Below are 25662 nucleotides of genomic sequence, written 5' to 3'. Positions count from 1 at the left end.
GACGCGGGAAGCGAGCAGACTCCGAGAAAAATTCGTTAGCGTATGCTTACGAAGTGCCTTTCTTCGAAAGGCTGTAGGTCGCGTGTTGAAATCGAGAAAAAGGATTAAATTTTGATGGGATTTTCTCGATTTCAAAGGCGAACACTATCAGCGTATGCTTCCGAAGCGGCTTTCTACGAAAGCCTGTACTTCACTGAATTTCTCTCTCCGCCGTCTCGCTTCTAGCTACGTTAGACTTTCTCGACACGTTGAGCCTTCCTTCGGGAAGGCCTTTTTTTGTTGGAAGAAGGGGGAGAGCGCGCGGGCGCCGCAAAAGAAAGATTGTGCGGCGCGAAGTGACGGGATAGGCTCGCGGAAAGGGTAAAAGGGGATAGACCGCCGCGGCGGAAGAGCCGAAGTAGGCGGACAAAGGAGAAAACGAATACATGAATACATCCGATCGGGAAAAATCGAAGGGACAGATACCCCCCGCGGAGACGGCGGCGGACCAAACATTATCCCCGACGTCTTCGGGCCGGCGCGGAATGCGCTTGGCCGCTTACGCGGGGGTCGGGCTGGCGGCGGGAACGGCACTCGGGTTGATCCTTAAGGCCGTGCAGTCCCTGAGCGGGCATCGGGTATATCGGCTGCTGTTGAACGCTGATTATGTGCCGGTTCTGAAAAATTTTCGTTTGAGCGAATGGACGGAATTCGTCATTCATCTGATTATCTCGGTTGTGCTCTGCGTGGTGCTGGGACTGCTGTGGGAGCGGCGGGCGAAACGTTCCCTTCCGTCTGCCGGACGGATGACCGGCATAACGGCCTTGATCGGCGGCGCAATCGGTCTGCTTCTGTATCCTACGACGCTGCTGTCCCGGGGAGGCACGCCGCCGATCGACAGCCTGCCCGCCTGGCTGTGGTGGCTGGGGGTCCATCTGCTGTACGGAGCCGCCGTAGGCCTGCTGCTGTACGCCGTTTTGCGCGCGAAAAATTCCGATGCGCTTCCTCGCCGATAGAGGCGGGAAACCCTCAAAGGCATGAGGAAGAAAAACGTTTCTACGAAAAAGTTTGGACTTTGTTGTGGCGACAAGCATCCCCGCCGCTGCGGCAAATGTAAAAATAATATTAAAATTCTTGCTAAAAATGGTGACACAGAGCGCCAGTTACCTTATAATTTAGTCGATTAAAGAATGTAACAGCTTCGAAAAATACTGATACAAGGAGGGCTCGACCATTCTATCCCTGCAGGAAGTCAGCAAGACGTATACGGCGCAGGGCCAGACATTTCGGGCCGTTCTTCCCGTCAGCATGGAGATCGAGACGGGCGGCATTCACGGCATCATCGGGACAAGCGGAGCGGGCAAGTCGACGCTGCTGCGGCTGATGAACATGCTGGAAAGACCGGACAACGGGAAGGTGCTGTTCGAAGGACGCGATCTCATGCGGGTAAGCGAGCGGGAACTGCGCGAAGCGCGGCGGTCGATCGGAATGATTTTTCAGCAGTTCAATCTGGTGCATAACCGTACCGTGCATGGCAATGTCGCTTCGGCGCTTGAGCTGGCGAGAACGCCCAAGCACAAACGGGAGGCCCGCATCAGGGAAGTGCTGAGCTTCGTCGGTTTGGAAGACAAGATCCGCCAGTACCCGGCGCAGCTGAGCGGCGGACAAAAGCAGCGCGTCGCCATCGCGCGGGCATTGGCGAGCAGCCCCAAGCTGCTGCTGTGCGACGAGCCGACCTCGGCTCTCGATCCGCAGACGACGGAAGACCTGCTTAACGTACTGCTGCACATTAATCGGACGCTGGGGGTCACGATCGTGATCGTGACGCACGAGATGGAAGTCGTCCGGCAGATCTGCACGCGCGTCTCCGTCATGGAGATGGGGGAAGTCGTCGATACGTTCGACCTTCCGAAGCGCGCGGAAGAGAGCGTCCGTCCGAAGCTGTCCTACCGGGAACAAATTCTCGGCTTGGTACATAAGGAGGAGACGCCATGAGTATCGACCGGATCATGGAGATCTGGGCGCAGTATCACGAGCAGATCTGGAAAGCGATCGGCCAGACGTTTTATATGGTCGGAATGTCGACAGTCGCGGCCGTAATTCTGGGCATTCCGCTAGGAACGCTGATCTATTTGACGCGGCCCGGAGGAATGCTGGCCAACCGTTCGGCTTCCGTATCTCTGAATACGCTGGTCAACGTCATTCGTTCTTTCCCGTTCCTGCTGCTGGTCGTGTTCATGTTTCCGCTCACTCGGGCTATCGTGGGCACGACGATCGGGACGACGGCAGCGACGATTCCGCTGGCGGTTGTGGCGATCGCAGGCTATTCCCGTCTCGTCGAACAGGCGCTGCTGGAAGTGCCGCGGGGCGTAGTGGAGGCGGCGAGGTCGATGGGCGCGTCGCGTCTGGAGATCGTGTACAAGTTTCTGTATGTGGAGGCGCGTTCGGGACTCGTGCTCGGCTTGACCACCTCGATCGTCAGCTTCATCTCGTACTCGACGGTCGTCGGCATTGTCGGCGGCGGCGGCGTGGGCGACTTCGCCATCCGCTACGGCTATCAGCGTTTCGAGATGGACGTTACGATCTGCATGATTGTGCTTATGGTACTGCTCGTCCAGATCGTGCAGGTGGTAGGCAGCACGATTTCCCGCAAGATCGACAAACGATAACGGAAACATCGGCAACACAATACACTTAACGGGGGTACAACACGATTATGAAAAAGTCTCTGATCCTTATCTTGACCGCACTGTTTCTCGTATTGGCAGGCTGCGGACAAAGCGCCTCGACGTCTTCGGACAAGGCGAACGGCACGACCGACCAAGCCGCATCCGAAAGCAAGGACAACAAGGAAATGACCACGCTCAAAGTCGCTTCGCTTCCGGCGCCGATGGATGCCATCCTGCTGCTCGTGAAGCCGCTGCTCGTCGAAGACGGCATCAACCTGGAGATCGTCGAAATGTCCGACAATATCCAGCCGAACGACGCGCTGGCGAACAAGGAAGTGGACGCGAACTTCTTCCAGCACGTGCCTTACGCCGAAGCGTACAACGACGCGCACGACAGCAAGATCGTGCCGGTACAGCCCGTGTATAACGCCCTGTACGCCGGTTACTCGAACAAATACAAGTCGATCGACGAACTGCCGGACGGCGCTTCCGTCGCGATTCCGAACGACCCGCCGAACATCGCGCACTCGCTGCTGCTGCTTGAACAGAACGACCTGATCGAGTTGAAGGAAGGCGCGGGAATCAAAGCCACCCTGCAGGACATTACGTCGAATCCGAAAAATCTGCAGTTCAAGGAAGTCGATCTGCTGACGCTGAACCGTATGATGGACGACGTCGACATGGTCACCATGTATCCGGCTTACGCCAAGCCGCTCGGCTTGTCGGCCAAAGAAGACGCCCTGATCGTCGAGAAGGACATGCAGGCGTTCGCCATTACCCTGATGGCGCGCGAAGACAACAAGGATGACCCGGCGATCCAGAAACTGGCCGAACGCATGCGCGGGCCGGAAGTCGAGAAATTCCTGAAAGAAGAATACACGGATACGTATCCGGCGTTTTAACTTTTTGTTAAACGGATAGCGGGAAGACCGATCGGCTGAGGCCGATTGGTCTTTTTTTGTCGAAAAAAGACCGACCGACCTTAACTTAAGGAATACACCTGCCGAAATAGTATGGAGAGCAATTGGATTTGCGGAAATTATTCGGGACAGCAGAGGAGCGGCATCAAGATGAAGCTTACGATCAGGCAGAAGTTACTTGGCGGATTCGGGATTATCATCGTATTGATTATTGCGTTGAACACCGTGACGAACTTGGGGACGAGAGTGCTCGGGGAACGGGCCAACGAACTGAAGGACCAGCATATTCCTAGCGTCGTTAGGCTCGAGGAAATCAACGACCGGTTGAAGACGATCGATCAACTGACGATGCGCAACATTTTGGAAACGGACAATGCCGGCATGGAAGGCAGCCGCAAAGAGATCGATCAGGCGATCGTGGACATGGACGACGCGATCGAAAGATATTCCGCGGCGTTGACGTCGAAAGAAGAACAAGAAGGGGCTGCTGCGTTCAAGCAGGCGGCGGACGGTTATAAAGCCGCCGTGATGCAGATTTTGGAATTGTCCGGAGTCAATCGGGATGACGAAGCTGCCGCCATGCAGAAAAACACACAGGAGCTCGTGGTCAAGATGACGGAGGCCCTGCGCGGCTCGATCGACCAGAAGGTCCAGACGATGAACCAATCGGCCGAGGCGCAGGCGGAAGAAACGCGCAGCATTCTGAAAATCTCCATTGCCTCGGTAGTCATCGCCGTCCTGCTGTCCGTTCTGCTGGCTTTCGTGATCTCCCGCAGCATTACCCGCCCCCTTGCTTCGATGACCCGTCAAGTCGGTTATATGGCCGAAGGGGAATTGGATAAACTGGACGAACTGCCGACCGGTCTTAAAGGGGAAATGGGCCGACTGGCTTCCGCCCTGCAGAAGATGGGCCATAATCAGCGAGACATTCTGCTCGAAGTCGGACGTACGTCGGGAGCGCTTGCCGACTCTGCCGAAAACTTCAAGTCGGTAGCTCAGGAAAGCTCGGAAGGCGCCGAACACTCGGCTTCTTCCATGCAGCGGATGGCGGAATCGAGCGAGGCGCAGTTGGAAAGTTCGCGCGCCGGCGGCGAATTGATGCAGCGTATGATGGATAAAATTTTTATCATTCGGGACCGGATCGGCGAAACGTCGGAAGCGGCCGAGAACGCGAGTGCCCATTCGGAGCAGGGCGGCGAAATCGTCGGGGAAGCGGTCCGCCAGATGGAGTCGACGACGGAAGGCATGGGCGAAATGACGGAAGCCGTCGAAGCGCTGAACCGGCGCTCCATCGAAATCGGAGAAATCGTCCAACTGATCACGAATATCGCCAGACAGACGAATCTGCTGGCGCTCAACGCCTCGATCGAATCGGCGCGCGCCGGCGAACACGGTAAGGGCTTTGCGGTCGTCGCCGGCGAAGTCGGCAAACTGGCCGAGCAGTCTTCGTCCTCCGCCGCGCAGATTATCGGCATGATCGACATGGTTCGTGCGGATGCCGAGCGGCTGAGCGAAGTCATCAAGCAGGCGTCGAGCCGCGTCGCGGCCGGAAGCGAAGCGATCCAGGCGACCGGCGAACTGTTCGGACGCATCCGCGAAACGGTCGGCCGGGTCGGAATGCAGAGCGAGCAGGCGGTTCAGGCGTCCGGAGAAATGGTTCAGGTCGTCGAGACGGTGGCGTCGTCCATTATGGAAAGCGGAACGCAGATGGAGCGCACCGCGGAAGAAATTCAGAACGTGTCGGCCGTATCGGAACAGCAGGCGGCTTCCATGCAGGAAATGTCCGCCAGCGCGGTATCGCTGTCGGACATGGCCGCGGAGCTGGAGCGTTTGCTGGCCCGGTTCAAACTGTAAATCCGAATTCAAACCGGGACCCCATTCTTCAAGAATGGGGTCTTTTGGCCGATAAAGGAAAAGATAGCCTGTGAGCAATCAGAGGCGGCAGAGAGAAAAAAGGGGATGACGGGGTTGAAGGGAAGACGCGGGGAATTCAAAAGATTATGGGCGGTCGCGTTGGCCGCGGCGCTGCTGACGGGAACGGGAGCGTCGCTGCAGCCCGGCAAAGCCGAGGCCTACAGCGTCTGGAACGTGTACAACGAGGCTATGAGATTGAACAAGCAGGGAAAGTATGCGCAGGCGATCGCCAAATTCGAACAGGCCGGGCGCGAAATGGCGGCCAGCCGCGATTACGGCAATGCGGGGCGCATGTACCGCAACGCGGGCGAAGCTTACGTCAAGCTGAAGCAGTATGACAAAGCGGTGTCCAGTTGGGATCTCGAATCGGGCTATTATGCCAAAGTGAATCTCGTTCAGGACAGCATCGCGGTCAAACGCAAAGCGGACGCTCTCCGCAGTTCGGTAGAGCTGTATTACGAGACGGGATTGTCCGATTCGGCGCTGCGGAATCGCAATCGCGATCTCGCGCCGTTGGAGCCGGCGAACGGCATTTTGCTCGGCGCGTATGCGGAACAGAACAAGAAGGTGCATAATTCGGCGGGCGGGAAGTTCTATGCCGACGAATATCCGAAGTTTGCCGGGAAAAAGCATGCCGGCTACCTGATTTATTTCACCTACAACATGCCGCTGTCCAAGATTCAGTCGCATATCGATGCGGCCAAACGCAACGGCACTGCGCTGGAGCTCGGGGTACAGCCGATGAACGGCATGGCGGAAGTGCAGGATAACGCCTATCTGCATCAGCTGGCGAAAGACGCGGCTGCGTCCGGCGTTCCGATCTTCCTGCGTTTCGCCAACGAAATGAACGGCAACTGGGCACCGTGGACCAGCACGCCGCAGACGTATATCGACAAGTTCAGAATGGTGGCGGACGTCTTCCATAAGGAAGCGCCGGACAACGTGGCGATGGTCTGGGCGCCGGGAGCCAACCCGATCGACAATATTCGGAGCTACTACCCGGGCGACAAATACGTGGATTGGGTCGGCGTCAGTCTGTATTCGATCTATAATCCGACCGCCGATCCGCTGAAGCAGGGCATCGACCGGAGCAGCCATATCGCCAAGCTCGACGCGGTATATAACTGGTACGCGGACCGGAAGCCGATCATGATCGCCGAAGGCGGGGTATCGTACATGTATCCGGAGGAGAAGCGCGACGTGACCGATTGGTCCGTCTATCAGACGCAGCAGCTGTTCGCCACGCTGCCGATGAAATATCCGAAGGTCAAGGCGGCCTTTTGGTTCGATGTGGATGCCAAGGGCACGACCGACCGGATCAAGTATTACGGATTGTCGAACAATGACAAAATGCTGGCAGCCTACAAAAAAGCGATCGCGAATCCGTATTACCTGAGCGCTGTCGGAAGCGGTACGACGCTGTCCTACAACCCGATCGCATCGACGGTTCCGGCAAAAAAATTGAAAGTGTCCGGGTACGTCAAGACGTGGTCGCCGACGCTCGGCAAAGTGGTTTACAAGATCGGCGGCAAACAGGCAGGCGCCGCGGCGGCTCCGCCGTGGACGGCCGAGATCGATTTTGCCAAGTACAAAGGCAAAAATATCGCGATCGACGTGCTGGCCTTCGACAAGCAGGGCAAGCTGGTGACGACGCAGACGGTGAAGACGAAAGTGCAGTGAAAAAAGCAAGGGAAAAGACTTGGGTTTCAAGTCTTTTCCCTTATTTTGTATTCAGGATTCCACTTTGATTTCCGCGCTTTGCGCCTCCAATACATGCCGCGCATAACGCTCCGCGCTCTCTTGGAGCTCTTCTTCGCTTGTCCGCGAATTGACTCCGTATTGAATGAAAGGCTTCTCGTAGCCGCTTTGCAAATACCTCGCCGTCATCTCGAACGGGAGCAGCAGCGTGTTCATCTCGTGGAGATAGTCGCCGTTCGGGCTGTAATCGCCGTCCCGGAGACCCGTGGATACGGCAAGTCCGATCGTCTTGCCTCGGAACAGCCAGGAACCTTCGCCGAACGCCCATCCTTCCAGCAGCACTTCGTCCAGCCACTGCTTCATCAGCGGCGGGCAGTTGAACCAATAGAACGGAAATTGAAAAATAATGCGGTCGTGCGCTTCCGCCAGCGCTTGCTCCGCTTCGATATCGATCACGCTGTCGGGATATTTTTCATACAGAGAGCTTACCGTGATCCGATCCGGATATTTGCGGATCTCTTCCAGCCATCTGCGGTTGAGACGCGAAGTGTCCAAAGCGGGATGCGCGGCGATTACCAAAGTTTTCATAACGGATGCTCCTTCCTGTTCTTCGAATCGATAAGCTTAAGCCTATTGTAGAAGCGGCGGGACGGGCTGTTAAGTACGCACTTTCCGGTAACCGCGGGGCCGGTCCGCGCAAAACGGCGGGACGTCGGCTTTATTCCGAACCTTCTTCCGCCCCGGAACCGCCGAAGTTCTCTTCCAGCATCAGGCTTTTGTCGCCGTACACCCGGTCCAGATGGGCTTCGCCCCAATGGCAGAAAAAGTCCAGCACGCCGATCAACCCGCCGCCGTATTCGCTTAATTCGTATTCCACTTTCGGCGGAACTTCTTCGTAGTCTCGGCGCAGCACGATGCCGTCCCGTTCCAGCTCCCGAAGCTGCTGAGTGAGCATTTTATGGCTGATGTTCGGGATAAGCCGCCGAAGCTCGTTGAATCTTTTCTTTCCCTCGACAAGGTGATACAAAATCACGCTTTTCCATTTTCCGCCGATCACGTCGAGCGTGACTTCGACGCCGACCCGGTATTTTTTTTGAGGCTGCTGCACAGTCCATGCCCTCCTTTTGCTTGTCCGCCGCCGATTCGCTGTTTCGGGGCGGCTTGGATATATGTCTCAGTCTAACACGGCGCGCGGGCGAAAATATGCAACGAACAGAGCCCGGCCGACGTTTATAAAGGATAAGGCAAGACGTATGCAGATCGATGAACCAAGGAGGAACTCTCATGGAACTTTATTTTTCGGACAACTTTTTCGGCATGGGCGAGACGGAAATCATGAACGAGGCCGGGGAAGCGGCGGGCACGCTGGATTTGCGCAGCGCGTTCGGCTCGTCGCTCGACGTGTACGCCCGTTCGGGCGAACTGCTGTACACGGGCAAGTTCCGCATGATGATGAACCGGTGGCGGGTGCTGGACGCGAACGACACGGAGGTCGGAATGCTGCGCCCCCGATTCACGCTGTTCAGCAAGAAGTTCGAATACGACGCGGGCGAACGCGGCGTGTACGAAATCGAATCGCCCAACTTTTCCAAGGAATATTCGATTACGGAAAACGGGACGGAAGTGGCAACCTTCGCCAAAACGAACGGCTGGCTGCGCAGCGACGCCTATGTGCTGAACAACCGGTCGAGGCTGGACGATTACGAGCTGGTCGCCGTCGTGATGGGCGTGAACGCGATTCGCAAACGCCAGCAGTCGGCCGCCAATTCCGCCGGGAGATAAGGTCGGCCGGGCATGACCGGCAGGCTCTCCGGCACTTATGGTACACTGGAATCAAAAGGATCGGGGAGGCTGCATCAACGTGAAAAATTTGCTGGTCACCGGCTACCGCGCGAACGAGCTCGGCATTTTCAACCAGAAGCATCCGGGCATTCCGTTCATTCGCGAGGCGATCAAGCGCCGGCTGATTCCGCTGATCGAGGAAGGGCTGGAGTGGGTCATCACTCCCGGCCAGTACGGCGTCGATCTGTGGGCATGCGAAGCGGCGATCGAACTCAAAGAAGATTATCCGCAGCTCAAGCTGTCCGTGCTGGCCGCGTTTGCGGGCATGGACGAGAAGTGGAGCGACGAGAAGAAGGACTATTGGCAGAACCTGCTTAAAAAAATCGACTACTACGGGCTGGTGAGCAAGGAGCCGTACAGCGGACCGTGGCAGTTCAAAGCGAGAGACGGGCTGCTGCTGCGCAAATCGGACGGCATGCTGCTGGTGTACGACGACGAAGCCGCGCCCGGCAGCCCTCGCTATTTCCGGGAGGCGGCGCTCAAGATGCGCGACGAGGAAGGGTATACGCTGATCCAGATCACGCCCGAAGACATTCAGTCGGTAGCGGACGACATGCAGGCCGATCTGGTCGAGGCTCAGGGCGACGGAGGAGATTGGAGTTAGCACGAAATATCAAAAGGTGTCGGCATCAAACCCGAGGGGGAGGCAGGCATGGAGCTTTATTTCTGCGGACAAAAAAGGCCGTTCGGCAAAGGCGTCATCCGTCAGATCGGCGGGAATCGGAAAGGATCGATCGATTACAAAGGAGAAGGCGAAAACGGTCTCTATGTGCTGGACGGCGAAGATTACGTGCTGTACCGCGGCTGTCTGGAACGTTCGCCGAACAAATGGACGGTCCGTGACGCGAGGGAAGAGATCGTAGGACGCCTGAGCCGGGAAAAAAACGGAACCGAAACCTACTTCGGATACGACGCGGGGCAGCGCGGTTACTACCGGATCGAATCGGATATCGGCGGATATCGGATCAAAGGGACGAACAAAGAAGCGGCTTTCGTCGATATGAAGAAGCATTGGTTGAAAAGCGGCGAGTATTGTCTGCAAACCGAAGACGGCATGGAATCGGCCGTCGGCGAATACGAATGGGTCGCGGTCATGCAAGGCATCGAAGTGCTTCGCGGTCAGCGTCCTTTTTGGCAGAAAGCGATAGCAAAAGTGATCAGCGGCACGTTTTTCTGATAACCTATACGGCGGAAAATGCCGAAAACCGCTTGGAGACACGTTCGAACGTGTCTCCAAGCGGTTTTTTCGCGGTGTCGGCGTCGCCCGCGTCCGACGCGTCGGATCGCCGAAAGACGCTGCCCGACGCTTATTTGCGGTTGAACGAAAATCCTTCTTCCGCCAGATACTCTTCCGCTTCCTCGCGCGTCTCGAACGCCATTTCCAGGCTGAAGCCGGAGTAGACGAAGAACGTCTCGTCCTCGAATTTCAGGATCAGCTCCTGACCTTCTTCGTCGGTCCAAATCTCGTCGCCCGGAGACTGCGCCGAATCCGCGGAGCCGCGCTTCGGCGCGGATGCGCCTTCGGCCGGAGCCAGCGAACGAATCGACGCGTCGACGATTTCGCGCAGCTGCGCCTCGGTATAGTCGCGGACGTTGACGAAGCCTTTGTCGTCCGTGTCGTAATCGCCGACCAGTCCGGCGAATACGTAGCCGTTGCCGTTCGGATGGAAGCGGTAGCCGACCGTTTTCTTCTCGTGGGCGCTGCCCTCGAAGTGATAATTCACCCGTCCGAGCGAGACGTCGTTGCGCGTAAGTTCCGGAAACGAATCCAAAATGGCGAGCTTTTGTTCGAAAGTAAGCATATAAAAGTGAACCTCCAGTGGAGTGAATTGATCTGCTTGTCATTATAGCATACGGTCGCTGAAGTACGCGGGCTCCTTTTCATTCCGGGGGCAAAACCGATATAGTTTAAATAGCGAGTAAAAAAGAGAAGAGGCTGTTCAATGCTGAATAACGCGAAAATATTGATTGTCGAAGACGATGCTCCCATCGCCGACCTGCTGGCCTACGGACTCGCGATGGAGGGCTTCCAGACGCGGACCGCTCCGAACGGAGCGCGCGGTCTGGCCGAACTGGAACAATTCGTTCCCGATCTGCTGCTGCTCGATTGGATGCTGCCGGACCAGAGCGGACTCGATATTTGCAAAAAAGTAACCGCGACCCACAATATCCCCATTCTTATGATCACCGCCAAGTCGGACATTACGGATAAAGTGCTGGGCCTGGAGTTCGGCGCGGACGATTACATCACCAAGCCGTTCGACCTGCGCGAGGTAGTCGCCCGGGTGCGGACGATTTTGCGCCGGACCGTTCAGACGGAAGAGGAGCCGGGCGGAGAGAGAAGCGAAGAAATCCGCGCCGGAGAGCTGACGATCGGAGTCCGGGAGCGCGAAGTCCGGATCGGCGAAGAATCCGTGGAATTGACGCCCAAAGAATTCGATCTGCTGCTGACGCTGGTCAAGCGTCCGGGACAGACGTTTACCCGTTCCGAGCTGCTCGATCTCGTATGGGGCTATCAATTCGCCGGGGACACGCGGACCGTCGACACCCATATCCAGCGGCTGCGCAAGAAGCTGGGAGACGGAGGCCAGCGGATCGCGACAGTGTTCGGCATCGGCTATAAATTCGAAAAACCGCCGGGAAGCGGCTCATGAAGAGGATCAGCACCAAGTTTTTGGCCGGTTTTTTCCTGATTTTTCTCGTTTCCTTCCTCGTTCTTAACAGCGCCGTCAAGGAAACGATCTTCACGAGCAACCAGGAGCGCGTCACCTCCGAATTGGCCGACTTGAAAAACAACAGCAGCGTGTACGTACGGCAGGCTTTCCTGATCAATCATTTCACGAACAACGAGCTTTACTTCGGTCAGATGGCTCAGGAGATGGCCGCCGACCTCAACCATGCGACCGGCAGCATCGCGGGCGTCTACACGGTGGACGGAGAGCTGCTGTATGCCACGGAGAAATCGAAGTTCACCGGCGTGACGACCAGCGACCTTCGGCGCGCGATCGGCGGTCAGACCGCTTACAGCATCGCGTACGACTCCACTCGGGCCTCGGTGCTGTTTTCGTATCCCGTCGTCATCGACGGAACGAAGGTGGGCATTCTGCGTTTCGCCAAAGATTTCAGCCCGCTGTACGCGCAGACCGGCCGGATTTTGGATATCGTGTTTTACGTGACCGTTCTGATCTTTGCCGCGGCGTTCCTGTTTTCTTACGTGCTGTCCCGGCATATCACCATCCCGCTCGTCCGGCTGACCCGCGCTTCGAACGAAGTGAAGAACGGGAATCTGAACGTCCGCCTTCGCTTCAAGCGCAAAGACGAGATCGGCCGGCTGGCCGACAACTTCAACGATATGATCGCCCAGCTCGACCGTCAGATCGCCATTATTCAAAAGGACAGGGACCGGCTGAAAGAGCTGAACGAGCAGGAGAAGCTGTTTTTCGACAACGTGACCCATGAGCTGAAGACGCCGTTAACGTCGATTCTCGGTTATGCGGAGCTGATCCGGCAGAAGGAGACGCAGGACCGCGAATTTTTCGAAAAAGGCATGAATCATATTATCCAGGAAAGCAAGCGGCTGCACGAAATGGTGATCCGGCTGCTCGAGATGGCGCGCAAAAATCCGCCGGAAAACGAGCTGGAGCCGGTTCCGGCCGGCCGGATTTTGCGTGACGTGTGCGAATCGATGACCATTCGGACGCAGCGCTACAAGAAAAGCATCGTGTGGGAGATCGACGAAGATCTGCTTGTGACCGGCCAGAGCGACCGGCTGCGGCAGCTGTTTATCAATCTCATCGACAACGCCATCAAATACAGCCTGCCGGTTTCGCGGATCTCCGTCTCGGCGCGCGAACGGGACGGCAGAGCGCTGTTCGTTTTCGATAATCCCAGCGAGCCGATCGAGACCGAACGCCTTGACGAATTGTTCCGTCCGTTCCGCGGGACGGGCGGCGGAACGAGGGAAGACGGGAGCTCGGGGCTCGGGCTTGGCATCGTTAAATCGATCGTCGACGATCACGGCGGCTCGATCGCTTTGACGCATGCGGACGGCCACACGGCGGTTACGGTCGAACTCGCAGGAATGGATGCGGAAGGGAAGGGGGAGCGGAGATGAATAATAAAAAAACGGTTTTCCTGCTTGCCGCCGTCTGTGTGCTTTCCGTCCTCTTCTCCGGCTGCGGTTCGGGAATGAAGACGGCTACCATCGTCATGTCGGACGGTACGGACGAGCCGGGCATCGGAGGACGGAAATTCGAATCGTTCCATATCGCGGACATTTATCGGCTGCCCGAATCGTTTACCCGGAACGAACGGATACTGGGCTGGTCGGCTTCCGGCGGCGTGCTGGCTTTTGCCCGGGAACGGGACGAGACGGGCGCCGCGATGATCAACCGTATCGCTTTTCCTTACGAACAAAGCGATACGCTGCGCAGAGTCAAGCCGGACACGACGGAAGGCGTCCTCTCTCCCGACGGCCGGTTCATCGCCGAGACCCCGTCTTCCGCTTCCCGTACGTCATCCGCGCTGCAAATCGTTTCGCTGGCCAATGCCCAAACGACGGCGATTCCGACGAGCGCCATGCCGAGTCCCGCGTTCATTCAGAACTTCGGTTGGTCGGATAACGGGCGCTATCTGGTATATCTGACCGTCGATCCGAGCGGAGGCGGCGACGCGCGGGTCGGAGTGTACGAGGTGAGCTCGGGCAAAGCGCGCGTGTACCGGATCGACGGATCTGACGAAGCCGTCGAAGGCAGGACGCTGCTGAGCGCCGACGTCTCCGACGACGGACGGAGCGTTCTGCTGACTGCTTTCAAAAAGTCCAGAAACGACGATAAAGAGGTTCTTCTCGGTACGGTGCGCGGAAACGCAATCGAGATCGTTTATACCCATTCGATCGAGTCGGAGCATACGGAATGGATCGGTTCCGATCAATTTCTGTTCCTCGGAACGGAAGGGACGCTGTATCAATACGACCGGAGAAACGGCGCGCTTGCCGTGCTGCTGGAAAAGGTGGACAGTTTCGCGCTTTCCCAGGACGAAAGCCGTATCGCTTATTCCCTGTACGACCAAGAAACCATATACGCGGGAAAAATGCAGGGGAAGAACGTGCTGTACAACGAGCCGGTCTATCACGGCCTGCTGCCCGAGCTGCTGACCTGGAGCCCCGACGATAGCGGCAATCTGCTTATTTACGGTTCGAAATTGTACGCGTCGCAGTCCTATGCCCCGGGGGACACGGAAGGGCGTCAAGCGTTCGTCATTCGTTTTCAATAATCTGCGCCGCTGCCGCGTTCGGCGGCGGTTCGTATCGGCCCGACGTCTTTTTCGGCCTGCCGTCCCTTTGGACGGCGGGCTTTTCGGGCTGCTTGTCCTGCAAGTTCTTCAGCCGCATCCCGCTCGGTTTTTGTGACATTTTGTTTACATCCTGATCAAACTTTCGCCACATGAGCTCTTTATGATGGAGACGAGCAGGAAATGCAGAGCGGAAAACAGCGAACAAAGGCAAAGAATCCGGAACAATTCCGGGAGTCGGCGTTCTCTTCGTCGTCTCCGGCGATGTGCCGGATTCGGGAAATCGCGCCTTTCGAGCGAATGAAGAAAGGAAGAATCGGAATGACAGCGAAAAAAAGCGGAATGACCGCCGGGAAAAAGAAAATTTTAATCATCTCGGCCGCCGCCGTGGTGCTCCTGTTAGGATTTGCGGCCTATTATGTCTTGTCCCTGTATCGGGGGTTGGAAAGCTTGAGCAAGCCGCCCGAAAGCTCTCCGTTCAAGGCGGTGAGCACCGAGGACTTGAAAGTCGCGGCTCCGCCGGAATGGAAGGGGACCGAACCCGTAAACATTTTGCTGATGGGCGTGGACGCGCGCGACGCGGAGGACGACGACGTGCCTCGTTCCGACAGCATGCTGGTGGTCAGCCTGGACCCCGTCAAGAAGAGCGTGCATCTGCTCTCCATTTTGCGCGACGTGTACACGGAGATTCCGGGGCACGGAAAAGGCCGGATCAATACCGCGATTACGTACGGCCCGAATACGGCCATGCAGGCGGTGAGCGACCTCCTCGGCGTGCCGGTTCAATATTATATGTATACCGACTTCCAGGGATTCATCAAGCTGGTCGATGCGGTAGGCGGCGTGGACTTTTACGTGGAAAAAGACATGTATTATCCGAGCGAAGCCGACAAGCATCAATACGACATCGATCTGAAAAAGGGCGAGCAGCATCTGAACGGAGACGCCGCGCTGCAGTACGTGCGGTTCCGTCACGACGCGATGTCCGACTATTCGCGGACCGAACGGCAGCGCGAGTTCCTCAAAGCGCTGAGCGAAAAGGTGAAATCGACCACCTCGATCATGAAGCTGCCGGATATTTTGAATCAGGTCGCGCCTTTCATCGATACGAACCTGTCGGTCGACGATATGTGGAAACTGGCTTCGGCGAGCTACCAGAGCACGCTGGAAAGCACCGAGCAGATTCCGCCGATGAACCTGATCAACGAGACTTACGTCGGCCGCGCGGCGGTATTGAAAGTCAAAAACGAGAATGAATTGAAAGAATACGTCCGGCGGAAGTTGGACAATCCGGATTCCGAGAAGCCGGAGAACAAGGAGAAGGTGGAGGCCGCGGAGACGGACGGCACGGGAACGGCCAATTAAGAGGATTTCAAAAAGGACGGCGAAATTTCGCCGTCCTTTTTTCTGTTCGAAAAGTTCGTGCCGTCGAAAAGCCGTTCCCGCCCAAGCGCAGAAAAAGCAGAGACGCAGCTTGAGGCGGGGCGTGCGGGGAGACTCCTCTTCCGCTACAGCAGCCCGACCATTTTCAAGCCGTGGGCGATTCCGTCGTCCTCGTTGGTCTTCGTGACCCACTTGGCGGCTTCCTTCGCTTCCGGCATTCCGTTGCCCATCGCGACGCTGTTCGGAATGCCGCTAAGCATCTCAAGATCGTTCAGCGCGTCACCGAACGCGTACTGGCGCTCCGGCGGAATGCCTAGCTTTTCGGTAATTTTGCGGATGCCTTCGAGCTTGCTTCCTCCCGCGGGGAGGACGTCCGCCGACAGCGGGCTCCAGCGGATGAAATGCAGCGAAGGGAAGATCGCTTCGTACAGCGCTTCGTCCGCTTCGCTGCAGAACAGCGATGCCTGATAAACGAACCGTTCTTTGTAAAAATGCGGATCCGGTTCCGACAGCGAGATGTAATTCAGCATCATGCCGAAGCCCTGCGCGACGAATTCGTCGTCCGGCACGGTCGCTTTCATCTGTTCGTCGTCGATCAGAATGACCGGATGGTTGTGTTTCAGCGCGATCTCCGTCATCTGTTCCAGCGAACGCTTGTCGATCGGATTCGCGTAGATGACTTGGCCGTTCAGCACGACATACTGCCCGCTGTAGCTGACATAGGTATCGATCCCCAGCTCTTCGCGGATTTCCTTGAACATGAACTGCGGCCGGCCGGTCGCGATCGCGACGATATGGCCCCGGCGCTTAAGCTCGGCTACCGCTTCCTTGGCCGACTGCGGAACCTTTTTTTGTTCGTCCACCAGCGTGCCGTCGATATCGAAAAAAACAATGCTCTGTTCCATGCTTGCGCCCCCGTTTCTTAAGTTTGGATGCTGCCCGGCGCGCGTTCTCGAAGCCTGCTAGGGCCGACGGAAAACGAGCCGTTCCGGCCGCTCCCTTAGAGCAGTCCGGCCAGCTTCAGTCCGTGCGCGATGCCGTCTTCGTTATTCGACGTCGTGATCCATTTGGCGGCTTCTTTCGCTTCCGACAGTCCGTTGCCCATCGCGACGCTGTTTTGGATTCCTTTCAGCATCTCCAGGTCGTTCAGCGCGTCTCCGAAAGCGAATTGGCGTTCCGCCGGGATGCCGAGTTTTTCCGTGATTTTGCCGATTCCTTTGAACTTGCTGCCGCCCGCCGGAAGAACGTCGACCGAGAAGGGATGCCAGCGAATGAAATCGAACGCGTGAAGCAGCGACTCGTAAGGCTTCTCTTCGCCTTCGGCGCAGAAGAGCAGCGATTGATAGATAAAGCGGTCCTTGTAGTACAGCGGATCGTGCGTCGGCATGATGTTCACCTGCAGCGTGCCGATGCTCTCGTTGATGCGGTCGCTGTTCGGCACATTGGCGCGCATGTCCTCATGGTCCATGTATACGATGGCGTGGTCGTTTTCCAGCGCGAGATCGGTCAGCGTCTGCAGCGCTTTTTCGTTGAGCGGGTTCGTGAACACCACTTCGCCTTCCAGCACGACATAAGAGCCGTTATAGCTGACGTAGGTATCGATATTCAGTTCTTTGCGGATATGCTCGAAAAAGAAAGGGGCCCGTCCCGTCGCGATCGCGACGATATGTCCCTGTTCCTTCAGCGCGGCGATCGCCTCGCGGGTCGAGTCGTTGACTTGTTTGTCGTCGTTCAGCAGCGTGCCGTCAAGGTCGAAAAAGATGATGCTTTTTTCCATATGCGTTTCCCTCCGTTTGCGGCTGCCGCGGATGTTCCGCGGGTCGGCGCGATTTGTATCGGTTTTCTCTAGGGGCAGTCTCGAGAACGGCCGCGCCTTGTCTTTGCAGGGCGGACCCTTGTCCCCGGACTGCCGGATCTCTGTCTTCCCTATTATACCATGAGGAGAGCAGGGGAATCTTTTGTTTAAAAACTGTGATATAATAAGTCCGAATTTGGTTTGTAAGCGTTATCAGAGAGCGAGCGAGCTTTAGTGCCCGCCGCCAATCCGTATCCTCAGGAGGTAGACGATGGCCCTTGGAACGAGCATGATCATACGTTTGCAGATGGACAAGAAACAGGTGACGTTCGGCGAGGTGGCCGGCGCGATCGGCGACGGAGGCGGGGACGTGGTCGCGATCGACGTCATCCATGCCAGCCCCGACCACACGATCCGCGACCTGACGGTCAATCTTCCGGAGAAAATGCGCGAGTCGGTGCTGGAAGCGGTCGAAGCGCTGCCCGGCGTCACGATCGTCAACGTGTCGGACCGGACGTTCCTGGCGCATCTGGGCGGGAAGATCGAGATCCGGTCGAAGACGCCGGTCAAGAACCGCGAAGACCTGTCCCATGTGTACACGCCGGGAGTGGCCAAAGTGTGCCGGGCGATCCACGAAGATCCGCAGAAAGCGTTCACGCTGACGATCAAGCGCAACACGGTGGCGGTCGTGTCCGACGGAACGGCGGTGCTGGGGCTCGGCGATATCGGACCGCGCGCGGCGATGCCGGTCATGGAAGGCAAAGCGATGCTGTTCAAGCAGTTCGCCGGCGTGGACGCGTTCCCGATCTGTCTCGATACGAAGGACACGGAAGAGATCATTCGCACGATCAAGCTGATCGCGCCGGCGTTCGGCGGCATCAATCTGGAAGACATCGGGTCGCCCCGCTGCTTCGAGATCGAGCGCAGGCTGAGCGAGGAATTGGACATTCCGGTCTTCCACGACGACCAGCACGGGACGGCCGTCGTCGTATTGGCGGGGCTGCTGAACGCGCTGCGCATCGTCGGCAAAAAGCTGGAGGACGCGAAGATCGTCGTGCTCGGCGTCGGGGCGGCCGGCTCGGCCTGCATCAAAATGCTGCTGTCCGCGGGCGCGCGCAATCTGATCGCGGTCGATCGGTGCGGCGCGCTGCACAAAGCGGAAAAGTACGATAACGAAATGTGGGATTGGATCGCGGACAACTGCAACCCGAACGGGGAGACCGGCGAGCTGGAGCAGGTGATCGCGGGCGCCGACGTCTTCGTCGGCGTGTCCCGTCCGAATCTGCTGACGCTGGAACATATCAAGTCGATGGCGCCCGATCCGATCGTGTTCGCGATGGCGAATCCGGACCCCGAAATCGATCCGGAACTGGCGGAAGAGCATGTGCGGGTGCTGGCGACGGGCCGAAGCGACTTCCCGAACCAGATCAACAACGTGCTCTGCTTCCCGGGAATGTTCCGCGGCGCGCTGGACTGCCGCGCCAGCGTCATCAACGAGGAGATGAAAGTGGCCGCCGCCCAGGCGATCGCTTCCGTCGTCGAAGACGACGAATTGAACGAGCAGTACATCATTCCGAGCGTGTTCAACGACAAGGTCGTCGACCGCATCCGCGACGCCGTCGTTCAAGCCGCGCTGCGGACCGGCGTGGCGCGGCGGACGCCGCCGGAGTTTCGCTAAATACAAGCATTATAAAAGGATGACAGCAAAAAAGGAGCGCGCGCAGCCGCTCCTTTTTTATGCCGAGCTTCTATATGGATTTTATCTTTTCGAATCCGAATCATGCATGCGGCAACGGGCCAAAACCTTCAGCCTGATCCCCTACGCTTACTCGCCTTGGATCACGGTTCCGCTTTTTTCGGCTAAAGCCGTTTTTTTGCTGGGCGAAACCGCGGACGAACCGACGAACAAACGGTCGAACCGCCGCATTATCGTTTCAAGCGGCCCGCCCGGAAGCCGGGTAAGCAGCCATCCTGCCGCAACGACGCCGATCGCGACCAACCCATCGCCGAATGGCACTTCGCCGAGCCCGCTTTCGATCCCGTTCAATCCGAGAATCCATACGACGACAAATTGAGCCGCATACAGAGTCAACGATACGCGGCCGACGGCAGCGAAAGGAGACAGCAGGGCCGCGGCTTTTTTGGCGATCAGTCCGCATAAGCCCAAGACGAGCACCGCCAGGCCCGTACCGGTGGCCGTTTGAAAAGTCGAGGCTGAATGCGGTGCCCAACTGAACAGCATATGCCACAAAGGCCCGTTCGTGTTGAGCGGCCAGGTCGCGTATTCGTCCGGCGGCTGGGCATGAGCCGGATCGGCAGCGGCGACCAACCACTGTTCGAAGGCGGCGGACCAGCCGGGCAGAACGTGGACAGCCATGATTCTTCCGGCGATAAAAAAGAACAGTCCGCTTGCGGCTAGGGTTATTCCGCTGCGAAGCGAGGTCAGATCCAGCCGCCCGAGCGCCATGCCCAGCACGAACGTAGGCGCCAGTGCCAACGCGGACATGGGACCGCCCGCCAGATCGCCGAGCAGGAAAGCGCCCGAAAACAGGCTTCCTCCGAGGATCATAAGCGGCGGAGCGATCAGCAGCATTGCGCCTGCCGTAACGAACAGAGTCCGTGTCGAACGGCGAATCAAGACGAGCGCCAGAACAAACAGTCCCGCGTAAGCGGGCAGGATCACGCCGAACGGGCCGTTAAGCATAATCAACAGATAGCCGATCAGATCGACGAAGACGGCGCGGGCCAGCATGCGGGCGCGAAACGGCTTGATATCATTTTCGCGCTGCGTCATGCGTCCGAACATAATTGAGTAAGAAATGCCGCCGCATAAAATAAACAGCAGGGTCGTATTGCCCGATACGAGCGATCCGTTGATGCCGTTCAGAGCGAAATGCTGGATAAACATGCCGATCACGGCAAGTCCGCGGGCGGCATCCAGTGCGATCAGGCGTCCCGCTCCTTTGGGTTTGAGTGCGTTCATCAGTTCCTTCCTTTCTGTGCGTCAAGCATGCGGCTTACGATAACGGCAGCCTGCGCGCGAGTCGTAGTTTGTTTCGGACCGAATTTGGAATCGTCCAAGCCTTGAATAATCTGATTTGCGCTTAACAAAGCCGCAGCGTCTTGCGCGTAATCGGCAATCTCATTTTGATCCGAGAAAACGACCGGCGCTTTCGATCCGGGGCTGCTCGGCGCGGCGGTACCCGAACGGTTGCGTTCAAATGCTTTTGCAACGATGACGGCCATCTCCTCGCGGGTAATCGGCCGATCCGGCTGCAATCGACGGTTCCCCGTGCCGCCCGCCAATCCGGCCGCCGCGGCGGCTTTCAGCTCGCGGTACGACCATCTTTCCGGATGGACGTCATTGAACAGAAACGGAACCTGCTGTTCGCGAAGATCGAGAGCCCGTACTATCAGGGTCAAAAACTCGGCCCGCGTCACCGGTTTGTTAGGAGCAAAACGGCCGGGAGCGACGCCGCTGATCATTCCCCGTGCCGACAAATCCTTCACCGCCGCTCCGGCCCATTTTGTCGCAGCGCCGAGATCCGAAAAGGCTGCGCCGGCAGAAGCTTGATTGCTGCTGGTGCTGCCGGTTTCGGCATCGAAGATCGCATTGGCAAGCAGACGGTATTGATGCTGCGGATGGCCGATGTTGGTCAATTCATTGGCGAAGACCGTAATATGTTTGCCGTCGCCTTTGTAAGTGAAGGCTAACGTTTTTCCTTTGGCTTTATCGTGTCCCGGCCACCAGCCTGCTTTGAAAAAGTCGCTGCGGCTGCTGATCGAGGCCAGTACCTGCGCGGGCTTCGGAAGCTTCGTCACGTAAGCGCCGGTAGACGTGTAGAAATATTCCTGTTCGTCATAAGGAGCGGTAATCGGATTGTCCTGCTTCACGTCCGTCAGGAACAAGCCTTCGTAACTTTCCCAGTCCGGACTTGCAAAAGCGAAGCCGGGCATCCATTCTTGAATATTCTGCATGCCCATTCTGCCGTAGGCGATGTAGGGCACTCCTGCTTCCACAAGCTTATCCGAATCGAAAGTATTGACGAGTACGCCCGCGCGGTTTGGTTCGCCGGCGACTTTAAAACCCAGATTTCGCAGCACGTAAGCGGCTTCTCCGAGCGCGCTGACCGTTACCGCTTCGAGCTTTTTCCCTGCGGGCGGCTGATCGCCGAAAGCGAACAGGTCGAGCGTATAGTCGGAAGCCAGCGGTTCAAGATCGTCGTAAGCAGCCGCGAAATCTCCGGCTTCGTATCCGTCTCCGCCGGTCGTGAGCATGGTGACCGTTTTGTTCGCGTTCAACAGCGCATTGACCGCTTTGATCGCATCGTTGTTGGTGTTGGCGATTCGAATATAAGCGGAACGTTCGGGCATCTTCGACTTAGGAATAGAGACTTCGCTTACCGGAACCGTTTTATCCGCAAAAGCGCCGGCCTCGCGAATCGTATAGCGGTCGAACCCGCGCAGATCGGCAAAGTTCTGCACCACCGTGGCGGCCACGCTTTCGAAGTCCGATACGTCCGGGCCGTCGTACAGCACCGTATTGGCCAAAGCCCGCTCTGCCTGCCGCATGTTGACGACGAACGATCCGGCAGGGTACGTCGCACTGCCCACGCTGACGTCCGCTTCGGAGCGTTCTACCTTGATTCCGTTGCGAAGCAGGTATTGAATCATGCGGTAAGCTTCCAATGGATTTTTTTGCAGCTTCCGATCCACGGGCAGCACGTAATAATCCGGGAAAAAGGTCTCGCCGTTTTTGCGCGGCCGTCCGATTGCTTGTTCCTTGGCATTCACGAGATAGCGGTCAACGGCAGGGTCATCGATATTATCGATGCCGCGTTCGTAAATTTTCAATTGATTGAAAAATAATTTTTGTTTGTTCTTCTGAACGAAGTGGGTCGCCGCGGCTGCGCTGTAGTACAACGTTCGTACTGATTCTTCGTTCATTTCCGGCGTTTCCAGCGTATGCCCGAGCGCGCCGTGGTGCATCGCGTACATGGCAGTGAATACCGGCGAAGCGTCATCCCAACCGGAAGACGTGCCTTTGGATTCATAAGCCGGATTTTTAACCTTTTTTTGGTGTTCAACGTAAGGGATATGATAATAATCGTATTTGGTGTTGGCGATCCCGGCTTCGCCCATCGCTTTCGCCTGCTCAACCATGCTGTCGATCAGCAGATCATATTCCACATTGGGATCGTGAGGCGGCGTGGACGGTTCGATCAAGAATGCCGTATCGAATCCGTGCATATCGAGAAAAGACAACGGCGACCATTTGGCGATCTGCTGCGTAACGCTTTGGGTCTCCGGCTGCGTCTGATACGAGTTATCGCGGTTGAGGTCGAAAAACTCGGCATTGGTTCGCATCGTATGGGTCATGCCGTCCGGATTGTCGGTATATACGAAGATAAAAAAGACGTCGTTGAGCGTATCGTCCGTCTTCATATTGACCTGCTCCGGTTGACCGTTTTCTGAAGTTGTTTTGTAGTTCACGGCATCATCCAAAGCCATGCTTTTGAAATAATTGACGATCGCATCGACGCCGGGCGATTCGTGCGGATGGATATTGTTCAGCCAGATCGGAACCTGATAGTCCTTGACGCGGCCTGATTCGATATCCGCGCGAAGCTTGGCCGGATCGTTCATCATCGCCGGATGCGTCACTTGAAGATAGTTGTCGACGACGTCTTTATCGCGCGCGACGACGGTCATGTAAATATCTCGGCCTTCGACGGATTTGCCGATCGAAGACGTCTTGATATAACGGTCGTTTTGCTTGGCTGCCTGGGCGGTCACTTTATCGATTTCCGGCTTGAGTTCGTCGTAGGTATGGAAACTGTCATACGGAACCAGCTTGATCGGCGCCTGAGCCAGAACCTTTCCGGCCACAGAGGCTTGAAGTTCAAACGTGCCCATAAGCGATAGGTAACGAGGCGGCTGCAGTAAGCCGGAATCGCCCAAGTCTTCCACCCCGTAAGCGAGATCGAAACTCAGCTCTGCCGTGAGTTCCCCGTTTTTAACCGTGGTCTTGGCGATGCGGATAAAAGGCTTGCCGGTGTAGTCGCGTGTGTTCAGGTCGAATGACTTCCATTGGGAAAGCGGTTTGCCTCCGTAGGTCCATTGGATTTGCTCGGCCGAAACGTTTTTGGGCAGTTTGAATTTGACCCTAATCTTGCGTTTCTGCGACAAGGAAGCAACGTTCTGACTAAGCTGCAATCGAGGTGGCTGTTCGCTCGGTGCGAGCGCCGCTGCGGTTGGCGGATAGGCATAAGCGGACGGAGCCGCATGGGCAAGACCGGCAGTCGATAGCATGACCGCCGACAAAGCCAGCAGGGATTTACGTTTGATCGTTGATGGTTTCACTCTGATTTCTCCTTCTCTGCATCTGCCCCGCCGGAAGTCCCGGCGGCGCGGATGATGGGGGCAAATGGTTTGTTGCTCGCTTTTCATGCTAAGCTTGATCAATTATAAAGAAAGGGTATGGCGGAAGTTTGACCAAGATGTCAAAGAAATGTCACAACGCGCTTTGAAGGACTTCGAGGCGCCATAAACGGTTTCGCTTGTTGGGAACAGGCTCGAATTATGGGAACGGAGGATTAACGATGCTGCTTGAAGTAATCGCCTGTACGCCGGAGGAAGCCGCGGCAGCGGAAAGGGGAGGCGCGGACCGGATCGAATGGATCGCCGATCCGCTGTCCGGCGGCGTAACGCCGGACCTGTCGCGCGCGGCGGAGATGCGCCGCGCGGTAAAGCTGCCGATCCGCGTCATGGTCCGGCCGCGGGGAGGCGGGTTCGTCTACTCCGAAGACGAACGGGAAGAGATGCGGCGGGACATCCGCCGCATCGCGGCCGCAGGCGGGCTCGACGTCGTGACCGGCGTGCTGACGCCGGAAGGGACGGTGGACGAGTCCGCGCTGGCCGGACTGCTGAACGCGGGGCCGGGCCTCGCGTTCACGTTTCACCGCGCGTTCGACGAGGCCGTCGACCTCCCGCGCGCGCTGGAGACGCTGTCCGTCTACCCGCAGGTGACGGACGTGCTGACCTCGGGCGGAGCGCCGGGCGCGCCCGAGGGAGCAGCCGCCCTGGCGGAGCTGCTGCGCCGCTCCGCGGGGCGGCCGCCGCGGATTCTCGCCGGCGCGGGCCTGACGGAACGGAATTTGCGTCCCTTCCTGGACGCCGCCGGCGCGGACCGGATTCATATCGGGTCCGCGGCCCGCTTCGGCGGCGATCCGCTGGCTCCGGTCGATCCCGAGCGGGTGCGGGCGCTCCGCCGGATTATGGAGGAACGGGCGGCGGGCCGCTAAAAAGCTGCCGTAGAAGCCGCAGGGATGCGGCGGCACGCCGAAAATGCAGCCTCAAGGATGAGCCGGACACGAGGAGCCGGAGACGAAGGCCGCCCCGGTTTGTCCCGTCAGTCTGAAAAATAGCTGCGTATAAGCAGTTATTTGCGTGCATATCGCTCGATTTTTATAAATAGCTGCATAAGAGCAGTTATTTTGCGAAAAAGGGCGGAAAAAGGAGCTCTATGGAAGAAATAGCTGCTCTCCTGCACCTATTTTCTTAAACGCACCATTTTATCGTGAAATAAGTGCTTTGTCGCAGTTATTTGGGTAACGGAAACAGCAGGAAACAGCAGCAGCGAAACCCCGGGCGTTAAACTTTCGTAAAGAGGACGACCCCGGGGCAGCCGGGACCGGAACGTTCGGCGGGAAGACTCGGCGAGCATGCACGAAAAGCAGAGGGAGGAACCCGAACATGCTGATTCGCAAGCAAAATGAAAACCGCTTTTACGAAAAATCGACGGATTATCTGCCTGAACTCGGATCGACCAAAATCACGGTGTTGGTCGATCGCGAGACAGGCGTGAACTATGTGTATACCTGGTGCGTTCCGAATTCGAGCGGAGGCTTGACGCCTCTGCTGGACGCCGACGGGAACGTAGTGGTGGATGAAATCTGACGCCGGACGGAGCTGCTTCCCCGGCTGCCGCGGCCTGCGGCAGCTTGGACCGAAGCCTCCAGCCGTTCGGCCAAACGGGCCGGGCAGCGAGAAGACGGCACAAGCCGAAAAAAGCGAAAAGACCGAAAAACCGGAAGAACATAAAAACCGGAAAGAGCGTAAAAATCGGAAAAGACCGGGAAAGAGCGTAAAAACCGAAAAGGACCGGGAA

Annotated in this window: 24 protein-coding genes; 16 read left to right on the top strand and 8 right to left on the bottom strand. The window is 57.3% G+C overall.

The genetic code is table 11. From position 1 onward, the window contains the following. Positions 1-425: 425 nt before the first annotated feature. From GYN08_RS07500 to GYN08_RS07475, 6 genes are all read left to right on the top strand, one after another. A complete protein-coding gene (locus GYN08_RS07500; protein WP_235945986.1) occupies positions 426-995 on the top strand; it encodes a hypothetical protein in 570 nt (189 codons plus the stop codon). Positions 996-1212: 217 nt separating this feature from the next. Continuing rightward, positions 1213-1974 (top strand): methionine ABC transporter ATP-binding protein, encoded by a 762-nt coding sequence (locus GYN08_RS07495; protein ID WP_166273816.1) that lies wholly within the window; start codon positions 1213-1215, stop codon positions 1972-1974. Then, on the top strand, positions 1971-2648 hold the full coding sequence (locus GYN08_RS07490; RefSeq protein ID WP_206023650.1) for a methionine ABC transporter permease: 678 nt from the start codon (positions 1971-1973) through the stop codon (positions 2646-2648). The genes GYN08_RS07495 and GYN08_RS07490 overlap by 4 nt, the downstream gene beginning before the upstream one ends. A 47-nt stretch (positions 2649-2695) precedes the next feature. After that, positions 2696-3550: a MetQ/NlpA family ABC transporter substrate-binding protein gene (locus tag GYN08_RS07485; RefSeq protein WP_166273568.1), complete on the top strand. Its 855-nt coding sequence runs from the start codon at positions 2696-2698 to the stop codon at positions 3548-3550. Between the two features lie 168 nt (positions 3551-3718). Further along, a complete protein-coding gene (locus tag GYN08_RS07480) occupies positions 3719-5422 on the top strand; it encodes a methyl-accepting chemotaxis protein (protein ID WP_166273567.1) in 1704 nt (567 codons plus the stop codon). 114 nt (positions 5423-5536) lie between these two features. Continuing rightward, entirely contained in the window at positions 5537-7162 is a 1626-nt protein-coding gene (locus GYN08_RS07475; RefSeq protein ID WP_166273566.1) for a glycosyl hydrolase, read from the top strand. 51 nt (positions 7163-7213) lie between these two features. Here the strand turns inward: GYN08_RS07475 and GYN08_RS07470 are convergent, their stop codons facing one another. Continuing rightward, positions 7214-7768 carry an NAD(P)H-dependent oxidoreductase gene (locus GYN08_RS07470; protein ID WP_166273565.1) on the bottom strand — a complete coding sequence of 185 codons (555 nt, stop codon included), beginning with the start codon at positions 7766-7768 and terminating at the stop codon, positions 7214-7216. Positions 7769-7898: 130 nt separating this feature from the next. Then, the gene (locus GYN08_RS07465; protein WP_166273564.1) at positions 7899-8288 is read right to left on the bottom strand and encodes a winged helix-turn-helix transcriptional regulator; all 390 of its coding nucleotides are present in this window, start codon (positions 8286-8288) and stop codon (positions 7899-7901) included. A 176-nt stretch (positions 8289-8464) separates the two neighbouring features. Between GYN08_RS07465 and GYN08_RS07460 the strand changes: the two genes are divergently transcribed. From GYN08_RS07460 to GYN08_RS07450, 3 genes are all read left to right on the top strand, one after another. Beyond that, positions 8465-8962, top strand: a complete 498-nt coding sequence (locus tag GYN08_RS07460; RefSeq protein WP_166273563.1) for an LURP-one-related/scramblase family protein — start codon at positions 8465-8467, stop codon at positions 8960-8962. A gap of 79 nt (positions 8963-9041) precedes the next feature. Next, on the top strand, positions 9042-9626 hold the full coding sequence (locus tag GYN08_RS07455) for a DUF1273 domain-containing protein (RefSeq protein WP_166273562.1): 585 nt from the start codon (positions 9042-9044) through the stop codon (positions 9624-9626). A gap of 48 nt (positions 9627-9674) precedes the next feature. Continuing rightward, positions 9675-10199 (top strand): hypothetical protein, encoded by a 525-nt coding sequence (locus tag GYN08_RS07450; RefSeq protein ID WP_166273561.1) that lies wholly within the window; start codon positions 9675-9677, stop codon positions 10197-10199. Positions 10200-10329: 130 nt separating this feature from the next. Here GYN08_RS07450 and GYN08_RS07445 read toward each other — a convergent pair whose 3' ends face one another. Further along, a complete protein-coding gene (locus tag GYN08_RS07445) occupies positions 10330-10824 on the bottom strand; it encodes a hypothetical protein (RefSeq protein ID WP_166273560.1) in 495 nt (164 codons plus the stop codon). A gap of 144 nt (positions 10825-10968) precedes the next feature. Here GYN08_RS07445 and GYN08_RS07440 point away from each other — a divergent pair, with 144 nt between their 5' ends. Genes GYN08_RS07440 through GYN08_RS07430 form a run of 3 tightly spaced genes read left to right on the top strand, consistent with a single transcriptional unit; the run spans position 10969 to position 14296 of the window. Continuing rightward, positions 10969-11676, top strand: coding sequence for a response regulator transcription factor (locus tag GYN08_RS07440; protein ID WP_166273814.1), 708 nt, complete (start codon positions 10969-10971; stop codon positions 11674-11676). Then, entirely contained in the window at positions 11673-13136 is a 1464-nt protein-coding gene (locus GYN08_RS07435; RefSeq protein WP_166273559.1) for a sensor histidine kinase, read from the top strand. Before GYN08_RS07440 ends, GYN08_RS07435 begins: the two co-directional genes overlap by 4 nt. Beyond that, positions 13133-14296, top strand: coding sequence for a WD40 repeat domain-containing protein (locus GYN08_RS07430; protein WP_166273558.1), 1164 nt, complete (start codon positions 13133-13135; stop codon positions 14294-14296). The genes GYN08_RS07435 and GYN08_RS07430 overlap by 4 nt, the downstream gene beginning before the upstream one ends. Here GYN08_RS07430 and GYN08_RS07425 read toward each other — a convergent pair. Beyond that, positions 14280-14435 carry a hypothetical protein gene (locus tag GYN08_RS07425; protein ID WP_166273557.1) on the bottom strand — a complete coding sequence of 52 codons (156 nt, stop codon included), beginning with the start codon at positions 14433-14435 and terminating at the stop codon, positions 14280-14282. The two genes, GYN08_RS07430 and GYN08_RS07425, sit on opposite strands and share 17 nt — an antisense overlap. Before the next feature lie 221 nt (positions 14436-14656). Here GYN08_RS07425 and GYN08_RS07420 point away from each other — a divergent pair, with 221 nt between their 5' ends. Then, a complete protein-coding gene (locus GYN08_RS07420; protein WP_166273813.1) occupies positions 14657-15679 on the top strand; it encodes an LCP family protein in 1023 nt (340 codons plus the stop codon). A 143-nt stretch (positions 15680-15822) separates the two neighbouring features. Here the strand turns inward: GYN08_RS07420 and GYN08_RS07415 are convergent, their stop codons facing one another. Together GYN08_RS07415 and GYN08_RS07410 are read right to left on the bottom strand one after the other, a co-directional pair. After that, positions 15823-16602 carry a Cof-type HAD-IIB family hydrolase gene (locus GYN08_RS07415; RefSeq protein ID WP_166273556.1) on the bottom strand — a complete coding sequence of 260 codons (780 nt, stop codon included), beginning with the start codon at positions 16600-16602 and terminating at the stop codon, positions 15823-15825. Between the two features lie 95 nt (positions 16603-16697). Beyond that, positions 16698-17474, bottom strand: a complete 777-nt coding sequence (locus GYN08_RS07410) for a Cof-type HAD-IIB family hydrolase (protein ID WP_166273555.1) — start codon at positions 17472-17474, stop codon at positions 16698-16700. A gap of 289 nt (positions 17475-17763) precedes the next feature. On the opposite strand from GYN08_RS07410, the gene GYN08_RS07405 reads away from it, so the two are divergent. Continuing rightward, positions 17764-19170: an NAD-dependent malic enzyme gene (locus GYN08_RS07405; protein WP_166273554.1), complete on the top strand. Its 1407-nt coding sequence runs from the start codon at positions 17764-17766 to the stop codon at positions 19168-19170. A gap of 147 nt (positions 19171-19317) precedes the next feature. Here GYN08_RS07405 and GYN08_RS07400 read toward each other — a convergent pair whose 3' ends face one another. Both GYN08_RS07400 and GYN08_RS07395 read right to left on the bottom strand, forming a co-directional pair. After that, positions 19318-20475: a DUF418 domain-containing protein gene (locus tag GYN08_RS07400; RefSeq protein ID WP_166273553.1), complete on the bottom strand. Its 1158-nt coding sequence runs from the start codon at positions 20473-20475 to the stop codon at positions 19318-19320. Further along, positions 20475-23855: a M14 family metallopeptidase gene (locus tag GYN08_RS07395; RefSeq protein WP_328802903.1), complete on the bottom strand. Its 3381-nt coding sequence runs from the start codon at positions 23853-23855 to the stop codon at positions 20475-20477. The genes GYN08_RS07400 and GYN08_RS07395 overlap by 1 nt, the downstream gene beginning before the upstream one ends. Before the next feature lie 239 nt (positions 23856-24094). On the opposite strand from GYN08_RS07395, the gene GYN08_RS07390 reads away from it, so the two are divergent. After that, positions 24095-24796 (top strand): copper homeostasis protein CutC, encoded by a 702-nt coding sequence (locus tag GYN08_RS07390; RefSeq protein WP_166273552.1) that lies wholly within the window; start codon positions 24095-24097, stop codon positions 24794-24796. Positions 24797-25247: 451 nt separating this feature from the next. Then, positions 25248-25451 (top strand): DUF6440 family protein, encoded by a 204-nt coding sequence (locus GYN08_RS07385; protein WP_166273146.1) that lies wholly within the window; start codon positions 25248-25250, stop codon positions 25449-25451. The last annotated feature ends 211 nt before the right edge of the window (positions 25452-25662 follow it).

The sequence above is a fragment of the Saccharibacillus alkalitolerans genome, assembly GCF_011090185.1.
GTDB classification, from domain to species: domain Bacteria; phylum Bacillota; class Bacilli; order Paenibacillales; family Paenibacillaceae; genus Saccharibacillus; species Saccharibacillus alkalitolerans.
The sequence above is the reverse complement of the archived record's forward strand: the minus strand, read 5'-3'. Positions and strand labels throughout refer to the sequence as shown.